The following is a 15955-nucleotide window of genomic DNA, read 5'->3' as shown; positions in this document are numbered from 1 at the left end:
AAATCAGGCGAGCTCGCGGCCCTTGGTCTCGGGCAGGAACAGCCAGACGATCAGACCGGCCAGCGCGAAGAACGCCGCGGTCGTCACCAGGCCGCTGCCGACGCCGTAGCGCGTGGAGATGAAGCCGATCAGGAACGGTGCGATCGCCGCGATCGCGCGGCCGCCGTTGTAGACGAAGCCCTGCGCGGTGGCGCGGATCGAGGTCGGGAACAGTTCGGCGAACGTCGGCGCAAAGCCGCTGTAGAAACCGGTGCCGAAGTACGCGACCACGATGCCGAACACCATCAGCATGTCGGGCGAGCGGATCGTCGCGAACACCGGCACCACGACTGCCGAGGCCAGGAAGAACAGCAGGAACGCCTTCTTGCGGCCAATGCGGTCGGCGAAGTAGCCGAAGGTGATGAAGCCGGCGGCCGCACCGACCTGCATGATCACGATCCAGATCGTCGACTTCACCAGGTCCAGCCCCGGGCCGCCGTCGGCCACCGGGGTCGCGAGGTAGGTCGGGATCCAGGTGAACAGGCCCCAGTAGCCGCACATCGCCGCGGTGGTGAAGGCCAGGCCGATCCAGGTGTTGCGGGCGAACGGCCCGCCGAACAATTCGCGCACGGTCTCGCCGAAGCCCAGCCGCCGGGTCTGGTTGCGCCAGATCTCCGGCTCCTCGACATGGCGACGCACATAGAACGCCAGCAGCGCGGGCAGCAGGCCGACCGCGAACACCCAGCGCCAGCCACCGACCGGGATCACCAGCGCGGCGACCACCGCGGCGGCGGCGTAGCCGGCCGCGAACGCGCTCTGCACCCAGGCCATGACCTTGCCGCGGTGCTTCGCAGGCCAGGTCTCGCTGACCAGCGCCGAGCCCGCCGACCATTCGCCGCCGACCCCGAGGCCGACGATGATCCGGAACAGCATCAGTTGCCCGAGGGTGTCGGCCAGACCGCACAGGGCGGTGCCGATCGAGTAGCAGATGATGCTGAGCATCATCGAACGTGCCCGGCCCAGCCGGTCGGCGAGGAAGCCGAAGACCAGGCCGCCGGCGGCGGTGGCCATCAACGTCGCCGACATCACCAGGCCGGCCGACGACTTGTCCATGCCCAGGTCGACGATCACGTACTTGATGACCATCGCGAACAGCATGAGATCCATGATGTCGAGCATCCAGCCCAGATAGGCCGAGTTGAACGCGCGCCATTGCTGCTTGCTCGCGCCCTTCCACCAGCGCTCGCCGGTCCCCTGCCCCGCACCTGCCGTGTTCTGCGCCATTGCACGCCCTCCCGAGGCGATTCTTGAGGGGGTGTGCCCCCGGCCGTTTGTATCGTTGCTCGATACCCAGGTATCACTATACGATAAGTCTCGACTGAAGAGTCAAGACCGTATTTTTGTATCGATCACCGAAACAAGGAACTGCCATGTCCAGCCTGATGCTGCGCCTGTTCGAAGACGAACTGCCTGCCCACTGCCCGCCGGTTTATCTGCCGTCCGCCCCGCGCGCGCTGTACCTGGCGCAGGGCGAGGCCACGGTGGAGGACGCCGTGTCGGGCACGTTGCTGTTGCAGGGGGCGGCGCGGGTCGGCGACGACGCGCTGACGCTCAACACCGGTGCCGCGCCGGTCCGCATCTGGCGCTGGGAACTGTCGACCGCCGCCTCGGCCGCGCCGGGCCTGCCCTCGGCGCCGGCCACCCGCACGGTGCTCAAGCTCGAAGCGCCTGTTGAACTCGACCCCGGGTTCGACTGGCTGATGCGCTGCGACGAGGTGGGCTTCCCGCCCGGCGGGGTCGCGCTGACCCATGTGCACCAGGGCCCGGGCATCCGGATCTGCGCCGAGGGCGAAATCGGGATCGAGACCCAGGGCCGGGCGCAGCGCCACGGCCCTGGCCAGGCGTGGTTCGAGCTGGGCCCCGCCCCGGTGCTGGCACCGACCACCGAGCGCGAACCCACGCGCTTCGTGCGCTGCTTCCTGCTGCCGCGCCAGCTCAAGGGCCGCAGCTCGATCCGCTACGTACGCCAGGAAGACGCCGACGCACCCAAGGTGCAGACCTATCGGGTTTTCGCGGAGCGATACATCCGTCTACCTCAGTGACATCGCCTCGGGGTACCCTGATGGGCGCGGCCTTGCCGCGTTCATCGGCTTCACCGCACAGGACGATCCCCATGGCCCAGGCCGGCCCCGCCTCCGACGACGCCGCGGACGCGTCGCTTCCCACCGCCATCGTGTCGCTGCAGGTCATCGACGCGCTGTCCAACGCGCCCCAGGGGCTGGGGGTCACCCAGCTGTCGCAACAGTTGGGCATGCCCAAGGCGCGCGCGCACCGCCACCTGCGTGCGCTGCGCGATCACGGCTATCTGCTCCAGGATCCGGTCACCAACCAGTACCGGGTCGGCTGGAAGCTCTATCTGCTGGGCAAGGCCTGCGTCGGCCGCTTCGACCTGACCACGCTGGCCCGGCCAGCACTCGAACGCCTGCGCGACGCCGTCGGCCAGACGATCGTCATCGCCTCCTATGCCGAGCAGGAGGTGGCGGTCATCGACGTGGTGCGCGGCACCTCGCCGCTGGAGATCAGCCTGCGGCCGGGCAGCCGTTTCCCGCACCACGCCAGCGCGCAGGGCAAACTGGTGCTGGCCTACGGGCCGGCCGCGCTGCGCGAGCAGTATCTGGCGCAGCCGCTCGAACCTGAGACGCCGCGCACGATCACCACGCATGCGCGCCTGCGCAGCGAACTCGACCGGGTCCGCGACTGCGGCTGGGCCGACGCGCCCGAGGAGCTGTTCACCGGCATCAATGCGCTCGCCGCGCCGCTGCTGCAGGCCGGCGGTGCGCTGTTTGGCACCTTGGCGATCGTCGGCTCGATCCATTACCTGCCGGCCACGGCCGACCCGGCGCACGTCGAGGCCTTGCGCCGGACGGCGGCCGAGCTATCGACGATGATGGGTTACGTCGGCGACTGATCGGCCTGGAGCCCGGCGAGAAAACGCCGCGGCGCGCCGTCGAAGCCGCCGTTGGACATGAACACCACGTGGTCGCCCTCGCGCGCCAGCGCCGCGAGCGCGTCCAGCAGCGCGTCGGCATCGGGCACCGTGCGCGCCTGCCCACGCACCGCCTCGACCACGCGCTGCGCGTCCCAGGCCAATTCCGGCCGATGCAGGAACACCACCGCATCGGCGGCCTCGAGTGACGGCGCCAGGGCCTGCGCATGCGCGCCCAGGCGCATCGAATTGCTGCGCGGCTCCATCGCCACGACGATCCGCGCCTCCCCGACCTTCGCCCGCAGCCCGGCCAGGGTGGTGGAGATCGCGGTGGGGTGATGCGCAAAGTCGTCGTAGACGGTGATCCCGCGGGCGCGGCCGAGCAGCTCGAGCCGGCGCTTGACGCTGCGAAAGCGCGCGAGCGCCGGCATCACATCCGCCGGATCGACGCCGACCGCCGCGCAGGCCGCCAGTGCGGCCAGCGCATTGAGCACGTTGTGGTCGCCGAGCAGCGGCCAGTCGACCGTGCCCACATCCATGCCGCGGCGGCGGACCCGGAACGCGCTGCCGTCGGCGGCGATGCGTTCGGCGCTCCACTCGAACGCGGGGTCGAAGCCGAAGCGCTCGACCGGCGTCCAGCAGCCCATCGCCAGCACCTCGCCCAGGCGCGCGTCATGGCCATTGACGATCAGCCGTCCGCGGCCGGGCACGGTGCGCACCAGGTGGTGGAACTGACGCTGGATCGCGGCGACATCGGGAAAGATGTCGGCGTGATCGAACTCGAGGTTGTTGAGGATCGCCACCGTCGGGCGGTAGTGCACGAACTTGCTGCGCTTGTCGAAGAACGCGGTGTCGTACTCGTCGGCCTCCACGACGAACAGCGGTCGCGCGGAGGCAGCCGACGGCGCCGCGTCGTCCCCCGCCTGTGAGGACGGGGGGGGCGCCGCGCCGGACGGGGCATCGGCAGGTCCGCCCAACCGCGCGGAGACGCCGAAGTCCTCGGCAACGCCGCCGATCAGAAAGCCGGGCGCGCGGCCGGCCGCCTCGAGCAGAAAGGCCAGGATCGTCGTCGTCGTGGTCTTGCCATGCGTGCCGGCGACCGCCAGCACCTCGCGCCCGGGCAGCACTTGCTCGCTGAGCCACTGCGCGCCCGAGGTGTAGGCGCGGCCGGCGTCGAGCACCGCCTCGACCGCGGGGTTGCCGCGCGAGAGCGCGTTGCCGATCACCACCTGGTCGACGTCGGCGCCGATGTGCGCGGGGTCGTAGCCCTGGCGCAGCGCGATGCCCAGTTGTTCGAGCTGGGTCGACATCGGCGGATAGACCGCCTGGTCGCTGCCCTCGACCGCGTGGCCGAGTTCGCGGGCGAGCGCCGCGACGCCGCCCATGAAGGTGCCGGCGATGCCGAGGATGTGGAGTTTCACGGGCTGGAAGTCCTGGACGGGGCTCTGCGCCGGGCGGCTGCGGCGCGCGCGGACGACCGACGGCCGCGCCGGGAGGAAGACGGGCACCGCATTCGCGCCGCCACCGGACCCGGCGGCGCGACGGGCGCGGCTCAGGCTGCGGCGTCAGCCTTGCCGATCGCCGCGACGATGCGCCCGAACACCTCATCGAGCGGACCGACGCCATCGACCACCGTCAGCTGGCCGTGGTCGCGGTAGAAGCCGATCACCGGCGCGGTCTGCTGGTCGTAGACGTTCAGGCGGTGGCGAACGGACTCGGGGCTGTCATCGGCACGCCCTTCCGCCTTCGCCCGTCCGGCGAGCCGCTCGACGATCTGCTCGTTGTCGACCTCCAGCTGCACCGCGGCATCGAAGGTCTGGCCCAGCTTGGCCAGCAGCGTATCGAGCGCGGCGGCCTGGGCAAGGTTGCGCGGATAGCCATCGAGGATGAAGCCGGCACGGGTGTCTTCGCGCGACAGGCGATCTTCGAGCATGCCCAGCAGGATCTCGTCGGAGACCAGGTCGCCGCGGTCCATTACCGCCTTGGCCTGGCGGCCCAGCGGCGTGCCGGCGGCGACTTCGGCGCGCAGCAGATCGCCGGTGGAGATGTGCGGCACCTGCAGGTGTTCCTTCAGTCGTGCGGCCTGCGTGCCTTTGCCCGAACCGGGCGCTCCGAGAAGAACCAAACGCATCGAACGCTCCTGCAAGTGTGGGGAGCCCTCCGGTCCTGCAGCTACACTCGGGCAGGGCGGCGAACGGCCGCACCAGCTTAACGTATCCCGCCACGACCCGAATCGACGAGGCCCCGCGATGCCCTCCGGAACCCTGCTCTACGCCCAGTCGGGCGGCGTGACCGCCGTCATCAACGCCACCGCCTCGGCGGTCCTGCAGGAGGCGCGTGCGCAAGGCATCCGCGTGCTGGCCGCGCGCAACGGCATCCTCGGCGCGCTGCGCGAGGACCTGGTCGACGCCTCGCGGCTGCCGATCGCCGCGGTCCGCGCGCTGGCGCACACCCCCGGCGGCGCCTTCAGCTCGTGCCGCCACAAGCTCGGCACGCTCGAGGCCGATCGCGCGCGCTACGAGCGCCTGCTCGATGTGCTGCGCGCCCACGATGTGCGCTGGTTCCTCTACAACGGCGGCAACGACTCGGCCGACACCGCGCTCAAGGTCTCCAAGCTGGCCCGGGCGTTCGATTACCCGCTGACCTGCATCGGCGTGCCCAAGACGGTCGACAACGACTTGGCGGTCACCGACTGCTGCCCGGGCTTCGGCTCGGCGGCCAAGTACACCGCGGTGTCGGTGCGCGAGGCCGCCCTCGACGTCGCCGCGATGGCCGATACCTCGACCAAGGTCTTCGTCTACGAGGCCATGGGCCGCCATGCCGGCTGGCTCGCCGCGGCCGCGGGCCTGGCCGGCCAGGACCGGGACGAGGCGCCGCAGCTGATCCTGTTCCCCGAACGCGCGTTCGACGAGGCCGACTTCCTGGCCAACGTGCGCCGCGTGGTCGAGCGCGTGGGCTGGTGCGTCGTGGTCGCCAGCGAAGGCATCCGCACCGCAGACGGCCGCTTCGTCAGCGACGCCGGCGGCGGTCGCGACGCGTTCGGCCATGCCCAACTCGGCGGCGTCGCCGCGCACCTGGCCGGCCGGGTCAAGGACGCGCTGGGCCTGAAGGTGCACTGGGCGCTGCCCGACTACCTGCAGCGCTCGGCCCGGCACCTGGCCTCCAGGACCGACGTCGAGCACGCGATGGCGGTCGGTCGCGAGGCGGTGCGCTTCGCCCTCGCCGGTCGCAACGCGACCATGCCGGTGATCCGACGCACCTCCGACGCGCCGTACCGCTGGAAAATCGAGGCCGCGCCGCTGGAGAAGGTCGCCAACCATGAGAAGACCATGCCCGCCGGCTTCATCCGCCGCGACGGCTACGGCATCACCGCCGCCGCCCGCCGCTATCTCGAGCCCCTGGTGCGCGGCGAGGCACCGCCGCCCTACGGGCGCGATGGCCTGCCGAAGTATGTGACGCCGCCACTGACCGCCGTGCCCCGCACGCTGGCCGACTGGGACGGCTGAACGGCACGACCGAACCATCGCCGGCTTCACCATAAGGCCTTCGAGGGCAGCGCTATATTGAGTGCCGCCCGATCGCCCGTGTAGGCCCCCCGATGACGTCCGATGCCGGTGTCCGACGCGATCTCCAGCATCTGCGCGAACTGCTCGACCACAACTCGGACTGGGCCTGGGAGGTCGATGCGCAGGGCCGCTACACCTACTGCTCGCGCATGGTCACCGCCCTGCTCGGCCATCCGCCCGAGGCGATGCTCGGGCGCACCCCGTTCGACTTCATGCCGCCAGCCGAGGCCGTCCGCGTGGGCGAGACGTTCGCGGCCATTGTCGCCGAGCGCCGCGCGTTCTCGGGGCTGGTCAATCGCAACCTGCATGCCGACGGCCGCATCGTGGTGCTGGAGACCAGCGGCGTGCCGCTGTTCGACAGCGCCGGCGCACTGCGCGGCTACCGCGGCATCGACCGCGACATCTCCGAACTCGGCGAGCGGGTGCTGCAGCTCGAGGCGGTCTACGACCATGCCGCCGTGCCGATGAGCACGGTGGATGCCACCGGCACTCTGGTCATGGGCAACCGGGCGATGGCCGCGCTGTGCGGCCACGACGGCCCGGTCGCGGGCCTGCGTCTGGTCGACCTGCTGCCCGACGCGGCGCAGTGGCTCGACGCCGACCTGGCCCGGGCGCGCGACGGCCAGCCGCTGCCGACCCACGAATTCGCCTGGCGCTCTCGCTGGCTGTACGCCGCGCCGCACGCGCTGCACGATGCACTCGGCCGCGTAGCGGGGTTGTCGATCGCCTGGATGGACATCACCGCCCGCCGCCAGGCCGAGCAGTTGCTCACCCAGGCCAACCGCCGGCTCGAGGGCTATGCACGCCAGGACTACGTCACCGGCCTGTACAACCGCCGCGACCTCGACGAGCGGCTGGCGCTGGAGATCGGCCGGGCGCGGCGCGATGGCAGCGCGCTGTCGCTGTGCATGGCGGATGTGGACTACTTCAAGGCCTACAACGACGGAGTGGGCCACCTGGCCGGAGACGACTGTCTGCGCATGATCGCCGGCGCGCTGCGCCGGGCCGTGTCGCGGCCCGGGGATGCGGTAAGCCGCTACGGCGGCGAGGAGTTTGTCGTGGTGCTGGCCGGCACCGACGAGGCCGGCGCGGCGCATGTGGCCGAACGCGTGCGCTCGCGCGTGGAAGCGCTGGATCTGGCGCATCCCACCAGCCCACTGGGCCGGGTGACGGTCAGCATCGGCGTGGTCACCTGCCGCCCGCAGCGCGAGCCGCTCGCCGAAGACGACGCCGCTGCGGTCGCCGCGCTGCTGCGCCTGGCCGACCACGCGCTGTATGCGGCCAAGCACGCTGGCCGCAACCGCGTGGCCACCGAACCTCTGCCGACCACGCTGCCGGTGTAGGCGGCGCTGCGCGGGCGCCAGGGCACGCATTCACGCCCCGGCCATTGAATCGCGGCATCGACCCCCGATCTTGATCCGCTCCGCCCTCATCGGCACCGCCCGGCCCCGCGCTCGATGCCCGAACTGCCCGAAGTCGAAACCACTCGCGCCGGCCTGGCGCCGCATGTCGAAGGCCGTCGGATCGTGACGGTCCACATGCGCCGGCCGGACCTGCGCTGGCCGATCCCGCCGGAGGTCGCCGCGCAGTTGCCGGGCCAGCGCATCGACGGCATCCGCCGCCGCGCCAAGTACCTGCTGCTCGACACCGCGGCCGGCAGTGCATTGCTGCACCTGGGCATGTCGGGCAGCCTGCGCGTGCTCACGCCCGATGTGCCGCTGCTTGCGCACGACCATGTCGACATCGCGCTGGATTCCGGGCGCGTGCTGCGTTTGCACGATCCTCGTCGATTCGGCTGCCTGCTGTGGCAGCCGCCGGGCCAGACCCACGCGCTACTGCAGGGCCTGGGACCCGAACCACTCGGCGAGGCTTTCGACGGCGACCATCTGTTCCATGCCAGCCGCGGCCGGCGCGCGCCGGTCAAGGCGCTGCTGATGGACCAACGCATCGTCGTGGGGGTCGGCAACATCTACGCCGCCGAGGCGCTGTTCGCGGCCGGCATTTCGCCGCTGCGCGAGGCCGGCAAGATCTCGCGCGCCCGCTATGCACGCCTGGCCGACGAGATCCGCCGCATCCTCGCTTACGCGATCCAGCGCGGCGGCACCACGCTGCGCGATTTCGTCACGCCAGGCGGCGCACCGGGGTACTTCGAACAGGAGCTCTTGGCGTATGGCCGAGGCGGCGAGCCCTGTCCGCGCTGCGGCGCCGCGATGCGCCAGGCATTGATCGCCCAACGTACGACCGTATGGTGCCCGCGCTGCCAGCGCTGAGCCGCTACAACGGCAACTCGGGCTGGGCCGGTTCGATCCGGCCTTCGCCGCGCGCGATGCGCTTGAACTCGGCGCGGCTCACCGACACGTAGCGCTCGTTGCCGCCGATCTCGACCTGCGGGCCGTCGTGCACCGCGTAGCCGCGCTCGTCCACGCGCACGGTCATCGTCGCCTTCTTGCCGGTGTGGCAGATGGTCTTGATCTCGCTCAGTTCGTCGGCCCAGGCCAGCAGGGCCTGGCTGCCCTCGAACAGTTCGCCGCGAAAATCGGTGCGCAGGCCATAACACAGCACCGGAATGCGCAGCGCGTCGACGACCTCCGACAACTGCCAGACCTGGGCGCGGGTCAGGAACTGGGCCTCGTCGACCAGCACACAGTCGATCCTGGGCACGTCCTCGCCGGCGCCCAGCGCGCGCACGCAGGCCAGCAGGTCGTCGTCGCGATCGAACGCGATCGCCTCGGCCGACAGCCCGATCCGCGAGGCCACCCGCCCGACCCCGGCACGGTCGTCGAGCCGCGGGGTCAGGATCGCCACGCGCATGCCGCGCTCGCGGTAGTTGTGCGCGCTCTGCAGCAGCGTGGTGGTCTTCCCGGCGTTCATCGCCGAGTAGTAGAAGTAGAGCTTGGCCATCGCCAGATTCTACCGGCCAAGGGGCCAGCGCCGTCGGCCGGTACACTATGCGTCGCTAGACAGACGCCCCATCCGATGCACGGTCTGAACCCCCAACAAGCCCAGGCCCTCGGCCACGTCGAGGGCCCGCTGCTCGTGCTGGCCGGCGCGGGCAGCGGCAAGACGCGCGTGATCGTGGAGAAGATCGCCCATCTGATCCAGTCCGGGCGCTACCCGGCCAAGCGCATCGCCGCGATCACGTTCACCAACAAGTCCGCCAAGGAGATGCGCGAGCGCATCGCCAAGCGCCTGCGCGGCGACGCCGCCGACGGGCTGACGATCTGCACCTTCCACGCGCTGGGTCTGAAGATGCTGCAGATCGAACACGCCAAGCTGGGGCTGCGCCGCGGGTTTTCGATCTTCGATGCCGACGATGCCGCCGCGCAGATCAAGGACCTGCTGCCTGGCGCCAAGCCCGACGTGGTGCAGGCGATGCAGGGCCTGGTCTCGCGCGCCAAGAACGCCGGGCTGTCGCCCGAGCAGGCGCACGCGGCGGCGACCAGCGCGCGCGAGTTCGAGGCCGCCGCGCTCTACGCCCGCTACCAGGAGCGCCTGGCCGCGTTCAACGCCGTCGACTTCGACGACCTGATCCGCTTGCCCGTACAACTGCTCGAATCCGACGAGGACGCGGTGCTGGGCTGGCGCGAGCGCATCGGCTACCTGCTGGTCGACGAGTGCCAGGACACCAACGACGCCCAGTACCGGCTGCTCAAGGCGATCGCCGGGCCCAAGGGCAATTTCACCTGCGTGGGCGACGACGATCAGAGCATCTACGCCTGGCGCGGCGCCAATCCCGAGAACCTGGCCGCGCTGGCGCACGACTACCCGACCCTGCGCATCGTCAAGCTCGAACAGAACTACCGCTGCAGCAACCGCGTGCTGCGCGCGGCCAATGCGCTGATCGCCAACAATCCGCACGAGCACCCCAAGACGCTGTGGAGCGCGCAGCCCGATGGCGAGCGCATCCGCGTGTGGGAGTGCCGCGACAGTGCGCACGAGGCCGAAAAGGTCGCCGGCGAGATCCACTTTCTGCAGTCCGCGCGCAAGGCCGAGTGGAGCGAGTTCTGCATCCTGTTCCGCAGCAACCACCTCTCGCGACCACTGGAGAAGGCGCTGCAGCTGCTGCGCGTGCCCTACCACCTGAGCGGCGGCACCGCGTTCCTGGACCGCGGCGAGGTCAAGGACGCGATGTCGTGGCTGCGCGTGCTGGCCAACCCCGACGACGACTCGGCGTTCCTGCGCGCGGTGCAGTCCCCCAGCCGCGGTGTCGGCCAGACGACGCTGGCCAAGCTGGCCGAGCTTGCGCGCAGCGCCCAGATGCCGATGTCGCGGGCGATCGAATCGATGGGGCTGCTCAAGCAGCTGACGCCGCGCGCGGCCAATGCGCTGAGCGAGTTCGCCGACATCCTGCGCGAACTGCGCGCCGACGCGCGCCACATGCCGGCAGGCGAACTGGTGCGCAAGCTCAACGAACGCTCGGGCCTGCTCGCGATGCTGCAGGCGCAGTGCAAGAGCGAGGATCTGTTCCGGATCCGCCGCGGCAACCTCGACGAACTCGCCGACTGGTTCGAAGGCGCCCGCGGCGCAGGCCCGGGCGAACTGGCCTCGCAGTTGGCGCTGCTCACGCACGCCGACAAGGGCGATGCCGGCAACCAGGTGCGGCTGATGAGCATGCACGCCGCCAAGGGGCTGGAGTTCCGCTACGTGTTCATCATCGGCATGGACGACAACACCCTGCCGCACGAGTCGAGCATCGACGAGGGCCGCATCGACGAGGAACGCCGGCTGCTGTACGTGGGCATCACCCGCGCCAAGGAACAGCTGTGGCTGTCGTATCCGCGGGAGACCCAACGCTGGGGCCAGAAGCTGCGGCTGACCCCCAGCCGGTTCTTCGAGGAACTGCCGCCCGCCGAGATCCAGCGCGATGGCGCCGACCCGGTCGCCGACGCGCAGCGCAAGCGCGAGCGCGCCAACCACGGCTTCGCCTCGATCAAGGCGCTGCTCGACAGCTGAGCGACGGCCGCCGCTGCGGCCGCCATCGCCCCGGCATCAGGGTGTGCGCGTCTCACTGGGCGCGAGTGCGGCCAGCGCCTCGCGCAGCGCCGCCACCTCGGCCTCAAGCGCCTCGACGCGCGCCACCAGCGCAGCGTCGCCGCGCGCCGCCTCGCTCCGGGGCTCGGCGGTCGGCAGGGCCTCGACGTCGACCGGCCCGCACAACAGATGCGCAAACCGTTCCTCGCGGCGCCCCGCACCCGGCGGGATGCGCACCAGCAGCGCCTTGGCCGCCATCCGCTCCAGATGGTGGCGCACGTCTTCGATGTCGCCGAAGGCATGCAGCCGCTCGCTGCGCGCCTGCAATTCGTGCGCGGTCTGCACGCCGCGCAGCAGCAGCACCGCAAGCAGCGCGATCTGCGGCGGCGGCAGATCCAGCACGCTGCCGACGCCGTGTTCGTAGCGCTCGGCGCGCGAAGAGAACGACTGCCGTGCAAGCCGATGCTGCTCGAGCTGGCGCAGGGCGTGGTGCGTGTCGCCGAAGCTCAGCGCCATGACCGGCTCGCGCGCGGTCTTCTGGTTGGCCGCCGACTGCGCGGCGTTGACGGTCAGCGGGTAGACGTCAGGCGTGGTCGCCTGTTTTTCGATCAGGCACCCGAGCACCCGGGCTTCGGCGGGGCTCAGTTCCGGCCAGCGGGCGGTCTGGTGCATGTCGGCTCCTGTCGAACGGGCGGGCATGATCGCCCGAGTGCGCCTGGATGTCATGCCGGCGTGAAGACCTGCGGTTACACTCGCTGGCCGATCGATCCCCAGGTTTTCCGCGATGCGCACGACCTTTCCCGCCCTGACCCTGCTCGCCTGCGCGCTGCTGATCGCAGCCTGCAAGCCGGTGGCCGCACCCGCCGACACTCCCGTGGCCGCGCCGCAAGCCGCTGCGGCGCCCGCCCCCGATAGCAGCGCGCCCGCCGACAACCTCAATGCGGTGCTGTGGATGCAGCGGTCGGAGGAGTACCGCGCCAATAGCCTGTCGCTGTTCCGCGCCGCCGCCGACCACCTCGATGCGGCCCTGGCCGAGCCGAACTGGGACGCGCTGGTGCCGGCCGAGCGCGCGTTGGCGGGCGACGCCCGCGCGCTGCCGCCGGCCGTGATCATGGACATCGACGAGACCGTGCTCGACAACTCGCCCTACCAGGCACGCCTGGTGCAGAACGGCCAAGAGTACGACGAAGTCACCTGGGCGCAGTGGGTTGCCGAGAAGAAAGCCCGCCCGGTGCCGGGCGTGCTCGAGTTCGCGAAGGCCGCCGAGGCCAAGGGCGTGACCATCCTCTACCTGTCCAACCGTGCCCAGCACCTGCAGGAGGCGACGCTGGCCAACCTGCGCGCCGAAGGCCTGCCGGTGAAGGACGACAGCGTGTTCCTGGGACTGGGCACACACGTGGAGGGCTGCGAACAGCACGGGAGCGAAAAGACCTGCCGTCGCCGGCTGGCCGGGCGCGAGTACCGCGTGCTGATGCAGTTCGGCGATCAACTCGGCGACTTCGTCGAGGTGCTGGCCAACACCGGCGAGGCCCGTACGCAGCTGCTCGATGAATACGGTGACTGGTTTGGCGAACGCTGGTGGATGCTGGCCAATCCGACCTACGGCGGCTGGGAGCCGGCGCAGTTCAACAACGCTTGGGACCAGCCTGCGCCGGCCCGCCGCGCCGCCAAACGCGCGGCGCTCGACTTGGCGCAGTGATTCAGGGCAGGCAACTTCCATGGCCTCAGCCACTTAGGGGGCAAACCTGATGCGTTGCATCAGATTGATGAACACGCTAGGCTGAACGCGTCAACACCGAGTCCTCCGGCATCGTCCGGTTCAGGGAGACCTAAGGGTCTCCCTTTTTTTGCCTGGCCCGCGCAGGTGTCGGCATTGCGCCCCGCAAGGCCGCCGAGATGCAGCGCCCCCGGCCCGACAGGCGTTCGCACCCTGGGGTTGCCCCCAGGGTGTGAGCGGAACAGCGTTCGACTACCTTCGGGAGGTCCGGCTCCGCTTCGTGGACCGGGTCACGCCGCCCGAGGCCTCGTCGTGTCGCTGATCAGTGAAATCCCCAAGCACGCCTCAGCTGACCTGGGCAGGCTGCTCGGCAACGGGCCGGGCGGCAATGGATTCGGTATCGGCCCGCAGCTCGGCAACGCGCTTTCGAACACCATGAAGGGGCTGACGTCGCAGCTCTTCCATCAGCAGTTTCCGGGTGTGAACTTCGGGAACGGCCCACGGCCCGGGCAGGGCGGCGCGCCGGTGGCGGACGCGCGCCCGACCCTGCCCACACCGCCAGGCGGCCCGACCCCGCCAGCGCCGCCAATTGGCCCGCCGCTGCCTGCGCCGCCCGGCGGCCACCCTGCCCACAATGCGTGGGCCGGCGGTCACGCGCATGGCGGCCATCCGGCCGGCCCCAACATTCCCACGCCCGGCGGCATCCCCGCCGGCCCTGGACTCGGTGGCGGCCTACCGGGACCGGCGGGACCGGCCCGCCCCGATGGCGGCCACGTCCCGCACCTGCCGACCCCCGGCGCCCCCGCACCCACGCCGGGCCAGACCGGCCTGTTGCCGGCGCTGGGCAACCTGCTGGGCAACGCCGCGAATGCGCTCCGCCAACTTCTGTCCCCAGGTACGGTGACGCCGCCAGCGCTCCAACCGGGGCAGCCCGGCGGCGCACCGGTCGCGACACCGCAGACGTTGCCGACGCAACTCGCCTCGGCGGCCAACCAGGTTGCACGCGCACTCACCAACGCCGTGCCACAGGCCCCTGCCACCGGGCCTCCCGGCACGGCGACGAATACAGCGGCGCTGCCGGCCGCGGTCCCCGGCCAGGCGCCCGCCACGCAGGCGGCGCTGGCGCAGCAGGCGACCGCGCCCACGTCCCAGCAGACACTTGCCCAGCAAGCCTCGATGCCGCAGACGTCGCCCCTGCCACCGTCCACGGCCCCAGCTGCGACGGCGTCGACACCAGCCGCATCCACACCGCTCCCTGTGCCATCCCAGGCACCGCCTGCGCAGCCGCAGCGGGCAGAGGCCGCATTCACCCCTCCGAGCAATCCGGCCGCCGACCGCAGTGCCGTACCGCAGCAGGCCGCGCCCCCGACGCAGCCCGCGATCGCCAACGCGCCGGCCGGGACGACCCTGGCCGCCGTGCCATCCGCGGTCATGCCGACCCAGGCGCCCGCCGCGCAACAGGTGGCCGGCAACACCCAGATCGCGGGCAATCCCCAGGCGACAGCACCGGCTGCCGGCGAGCGCGGCGGGCCTTCGCGCGTCGACCTGGCGGCCACCGGCGTCTACACCGCCGACGGCCCGGGCCTGCGCCGCCGCAACCGGCTCAAGATCGGCCAAGCCGAGATCGGCCAGTGGATGGTCGCGCTGGCCCAGGGTCGGCGGCTACTGATCCGCCCCCAGGATGATCTGCCGGCCGAGGTCGCACGTGCGATGCAGTGGTTGTTCTGGACGCTGGCTCTGGTCGCCTACGGCTGCCTGGGCCTGGTGTTGGTCAGCGTGCTGCTGAGCATGGGCGAGATTCCCGCCGCCCCTGGGATGCGACGCTGGAGCAGCGAACTCGCGTTCGCGGGTCTGGCGGCCGCCTGCGGCGCGTGGTGGCTGGCCCGCCGGCTCAATGCCCCGGCACGCGGCGCGGCCGGCCCCGTCCGCCGATAGACTCACCGCCGACGAGACCGGCAGTTTCACCCCCGCGCACTGCGGCACGCTGCAGCACATTCCTGCGCGACATCGACGTGACACCGTTCAAGGCGTACACACAGGAACCTGCACCGTGCTCATCACATCACCACCGATGTTGGCAATCATGCGCGGCTGATAGACGACGTGGGGACAACTGTCTTGCCCACTTCCCGTCGTGGTAAGCGGTCTGTCACTCTCGACCTGCCGTCGCTTGAGTTCGTAGGTGAGGCGAAAACTCGAAATCTCTGTGCCCAGCCCCAAAATTCGCGCGGCACCCTGCTCGATCGCCACCACGAGCGTTCCCTGGGACGCCGTCAAACGCCCGGACAACACATAGCGATCCTGCTGCACAGTGCCGCCCCCCGTGATCTGCCCCTGCGCGTCGATATCGATGCGGATGTCGCCGGCTTCGGCATGCCATCCATCCGGCCGCATACGCCCATCGGCAATGAAGCCTGCGTTGCCCGCACCGGAGTCCTGTCCAGGCACGCCCGCAACCTCGCCATGCACGATCAGTTGAACGCGATCACCTCCCAACCTTTTGAACGCGACGCTGCCCTGGCCCGAGGCCCGCATCGCAGATTCTCGGTTAACCGGCGTCGCTTCCACCTCAAGCGTTCCCACGTACGGATCCTCAGTTGCGAGAAACGCAGGCTCCGCTGCCCCGCAAGCGGAAACAAACAACACCATGAGTCCCACACCAGACAAGCGCTGCATCCGTGCCATGACGACCTCGATTCAAAGTCATAGACCGGCCCCGAGCAACTGGGCCCCGGG

14 protein-coding genes are annotated in these 15955 nt (G+C 70.6%); 8 read left to right on the top strand and 6 right to left on the bottom strand.

The window, feature by feature from the left end; translation table 11 throughout:
- Positions 1–3: 3 nt before the first annotated feature.
- On the bottom strand, positions 4–1263 hold the full coding sequence (locus tag ABE487_RS01710; RefSeq protein ID WP_346441804.1) for an MFS transporter: 1260 nt from the start codon (positions 1261–1263) through the stop codon (positions 4–6).
- Between the two features lie 146 nt (positions 1264–1409).
- On the opposite strand from ABE487_RS01710, the gene ABE487_RS01705 reads away from it, so the two are divergent.
- Both ABE487_RS01705 and ABE487_RS01700 read left to right on the top strand, forming a co-directional pair.
- Positions 1410–2081, top strand: a complete 672-nt coding sequence (locus tag ABE487_RS01705) for a hypothetical protein (RefSeq protein ID WP_346450706.1) — start codon at positions 1410–1412, stop codon at positions 2079–2081.
- Positions 2082–2152: 71 nt separating this feature from the next.
- A complete protein-coding gene (locus ABE487_RS01700; RefSeq protein ID WP_346450704.1) occupies positions 2153–2947 on the top strand; it encodes an IclR family transcriptional regulator in 795 nt (264 codons plus the stop codon).
- On the opposite strand, the gene mpl is transcribed toward ABE487_RS01700, so the two are convergent.
- Together mpl and ABE487_RS01690 are read right to left on the bottom strand one after the other, a co-directional pair.
- Positions 2932–4386 carry a UDP-N-acetylmuramate:L-alanyl-gamma-D-glutamyl-meso-diaminopimelate ligase gene (gene mpl / locus ABE487_RS01695; protein ID WP_346450702.1) on the bottom strand — a complete coding sequence of 485 codons (1455 nt, stop codon included), beginning with the start codon at positions 4384–4386 and terminating at the stop codon, positions 2932–2934. The two genes, ABE487_RS01700 and mpl, sit on opposite strands and share 16 nt — an antisense overlap.
- Positions 4387–4517: 131 nt before the next feature.
- Positions 4518–5096 carry an adenylate kinase gene (locus ABE487_RS01690; RefSeq protein ID WP_346441808.1) on the bottom strand — a complete coding sequence of 193 codons (579 nt, stop codon included), beginning with the start codon at positions 5094–5096 and terminating at the stop codon, positions 4518–4520.
- A 118-nt stretch (positions 5097–5214) separates the two neighbouring features.
- On the opposite strand from ABE487_RS01690, the gene ABE487_RS01685 reads away from it, so the two are divergent.
- The 3 genes from ABE487_RS01685 (at position 5215) to mutM (ending at position 8801) form a co-directional block, all read left to right on the top strand.
- Positions 5215–6471, top strand: a complete 1257-nt coding sequence (locus ABE487_RS01685; protein WP_346452857.1) for a 6-phosphofructokinase — start codon at positions 5215–5217, stop codon at positions 6469–6471.
- A gap of 92 nt (positions 6472–6563) precedes the next feature.
- A complete protein-coding gene (locus ABE487_RS01680; protein ID WP_346450698.1) occupies positions 6564–7874 on the top strand; it encodes a diguanylate cyclase in 1311 nt (436 codons plus the stop codon).
- Between the two features lie 114 nt (positions 7875–7988).
- Entirely contained in the window at positions 7989–8801 is an 813-nt protein-coding gene (gene mutM / locus ABE487_RS01675; protein WP_346450697.1) for a bifunctional DNA-formamidopyrimidine glycosylase/DNA-(apurinic or apyrimidinic site) lyase, read from the top strand.
- Between the two features lie 4 nt (positions 8802–8805).
- Here the strand turns inward: mutM and ABE487_RS01670 are convergent, their stop codons facing one another.
- Positions 8806–9432 carry a thymidine kinase gene (locus ABE487_RS01670; protein WP_346441812.1) on the bottom strand — a complete coding sequence of 209 codons (627 nt, stop codon included), beginning with the start codon at positions 9430–9432 and terminating at the stop codon, positions 8806–8808.
- A 75-nt stretch (positions 9433–9507) separates the two neighbouring features.
- Between ABE487_RS01670 and ABE487_RS01665 the strand changes: the two genes are divergently transcribed.
- Positions 9508–11484, top strand: coding sequence for a UvrD-helicase domain-containing protein (locus ABE487_RS01665; protein ID WP_346450695.1), 1977 nt, complete (start codon positions 9508–9510; stop codon positions 11482–11484).
- Between the two features lie 36 nt (positions 11485–11520).
- On the opposite strand, the gene ABE487_RS01660 is transcribed toward ABE487_RS01665, so the two are convergent.
- A complete protein-coding gene (locus ABE487_RS01660; protein WP_346441814.1) occupies positions 11521–12174 on the bottom strand; it encodes a DUF480 domain-containing protein in 654 nt (217 codons plus the stop codon).
- A 112-nt stretch (positions 12175–12286) separates the two neighbouring features.
- Here ABE487_RS01660 and ABE487_RS01655 point away from each other — a divergent pair, with 112 nt between their 5' ends.
- Complete coding sequence (locus ABE487_RS01655; RefSeq protein ID WP_346450693.1) at positions 12287–13201, top strand: HAD family acid phosphatase; 915 nt, start codon at positions 12287–12289, stop codon at positions 13199–13201.
- Between the two features lie 330 nt (positions 13202–13531).
- Entirely contained in the window at positions 13532–15154 is a 1623-nt protein-coding gene (locus ABE487_RS01650; RefSeq protein ID WP_346450691.1) for a hypothetical protein, read from the top strand.
- A gap of 87 nt (positions 15155–15241) precedes the next feature.
- Here the strand turns inward: ABE487_RS01650 and ABE487_RS01645 are convergent, their stop codons facing one another.
- A complete protein-coding gene (locus ABE487_RS01645; RefSeq protein WP_346450689.1) occupies positions 15242–15904 on the bottom strand; it encodes a hypothetical protein in 663 nt (220 codons plus the stop codon).
- Positions 15905–15955 lie beyond the last annotated feature (51 nt).

It is taken from the genome of Luteimonas sp. TWI596 (assembly GCF_039674105.1).
Classification (GTDB): domain Bacteria; phylum Pseudomonadota; class Gammaproteobacteria; order Xanthomonadales; family Xanthomonadaceae; genus Luteimonas.
This window is presented reverse-complemented; position numbering and strand designations above follow the sequence as displayed.

Bases quoted from the DNA above. Each gene is read 5' to 3' on its own strand.
- ABE487_RS01710 (WP_346441804.1), bottom strand. From the start codon at position 1,263: ATGGCGCAGAACACGGCAGGTGCGGGGCAGGGGACCGGCGAGCGCTGG.
- ABE487_RS01705 (WP_346450706.1), top strand. From the start codon at position 1,410: ATGTCCAGCCTGATGCTGCGCCTGTTCGAAGACGAACTGCCTGCCCAC.
- ABE487_RS01700 (WP_346450704.1), top strand. From the start codon at position 2,153: ATGGCCCAGGCCGGCCCCGCCTCCGACGACGCCGCGGACGCGTCGCTT.
- ABE487_RS01690 (WP_346441808.1), bottom strand. From the start codon at position 5,096: ATGCGTTTGGTTCTTCTCGGAGCGCCCGGTTCGGGCAAAGGCACGCAG.
- ABE487_RS01685 (WP_346452857.1), top strand. From the start codon at position 5,215: ATGCCCTCCGGAACCCTGCTCTACGCCCAGTCGGGCGGCGTGACCGCC.
- ABE487_RS01680 (WP_346450698.1), top strand. From the start codon at position 6,564: ATGACGTCCGATGCCGGTGTCCGACGCGATCTCCAGCATCTGCGCGAA.
- mutM (WP_346450697.1), top strand. From the start codon at position 7,989: ATGCCCGAACTGCCCGAAGTCGAAACCACTCGCGCCGGCCTGGCGCCG.
- ABE487_RS01670 (WP_346441812.1), bottom strand. From the start codon at position 9,432: ATGGCCAAGCTCTACTTCTACTACTCGGCGATGAACGCCGGGAAGACC.
- ABE487_RS01665 (WP_346450695.1), top strand. From the start codon at position 9,508: ATGCACGGTCTGAACCCCCAACAAGCCCAGGCCCTCGGCCACGTCGAG.
- ABE487_RS01660 (WP_346441814.1), bottom strand. From the start codon at position 12,174: ATGCACCAGACCGCCCGCTGGCCGGAACTGAGCCCCGCCGAAGCCCGG.
- ABE487_RS01655 (WP_346450693.1), top strand. From the start codon at position 12,287: ATGCGCACGACCTTTCCCGCCCTGACCCTGCTCGCCTGCGCGCTGCTG.
- ABE487_RS01645 (WP_346450689.1), bottom strand. From the start codon at position 15,904: ATGGCACGGATGCAGCGCTTGTCTGGTGTGGGACTCATGGTGTTGTTT.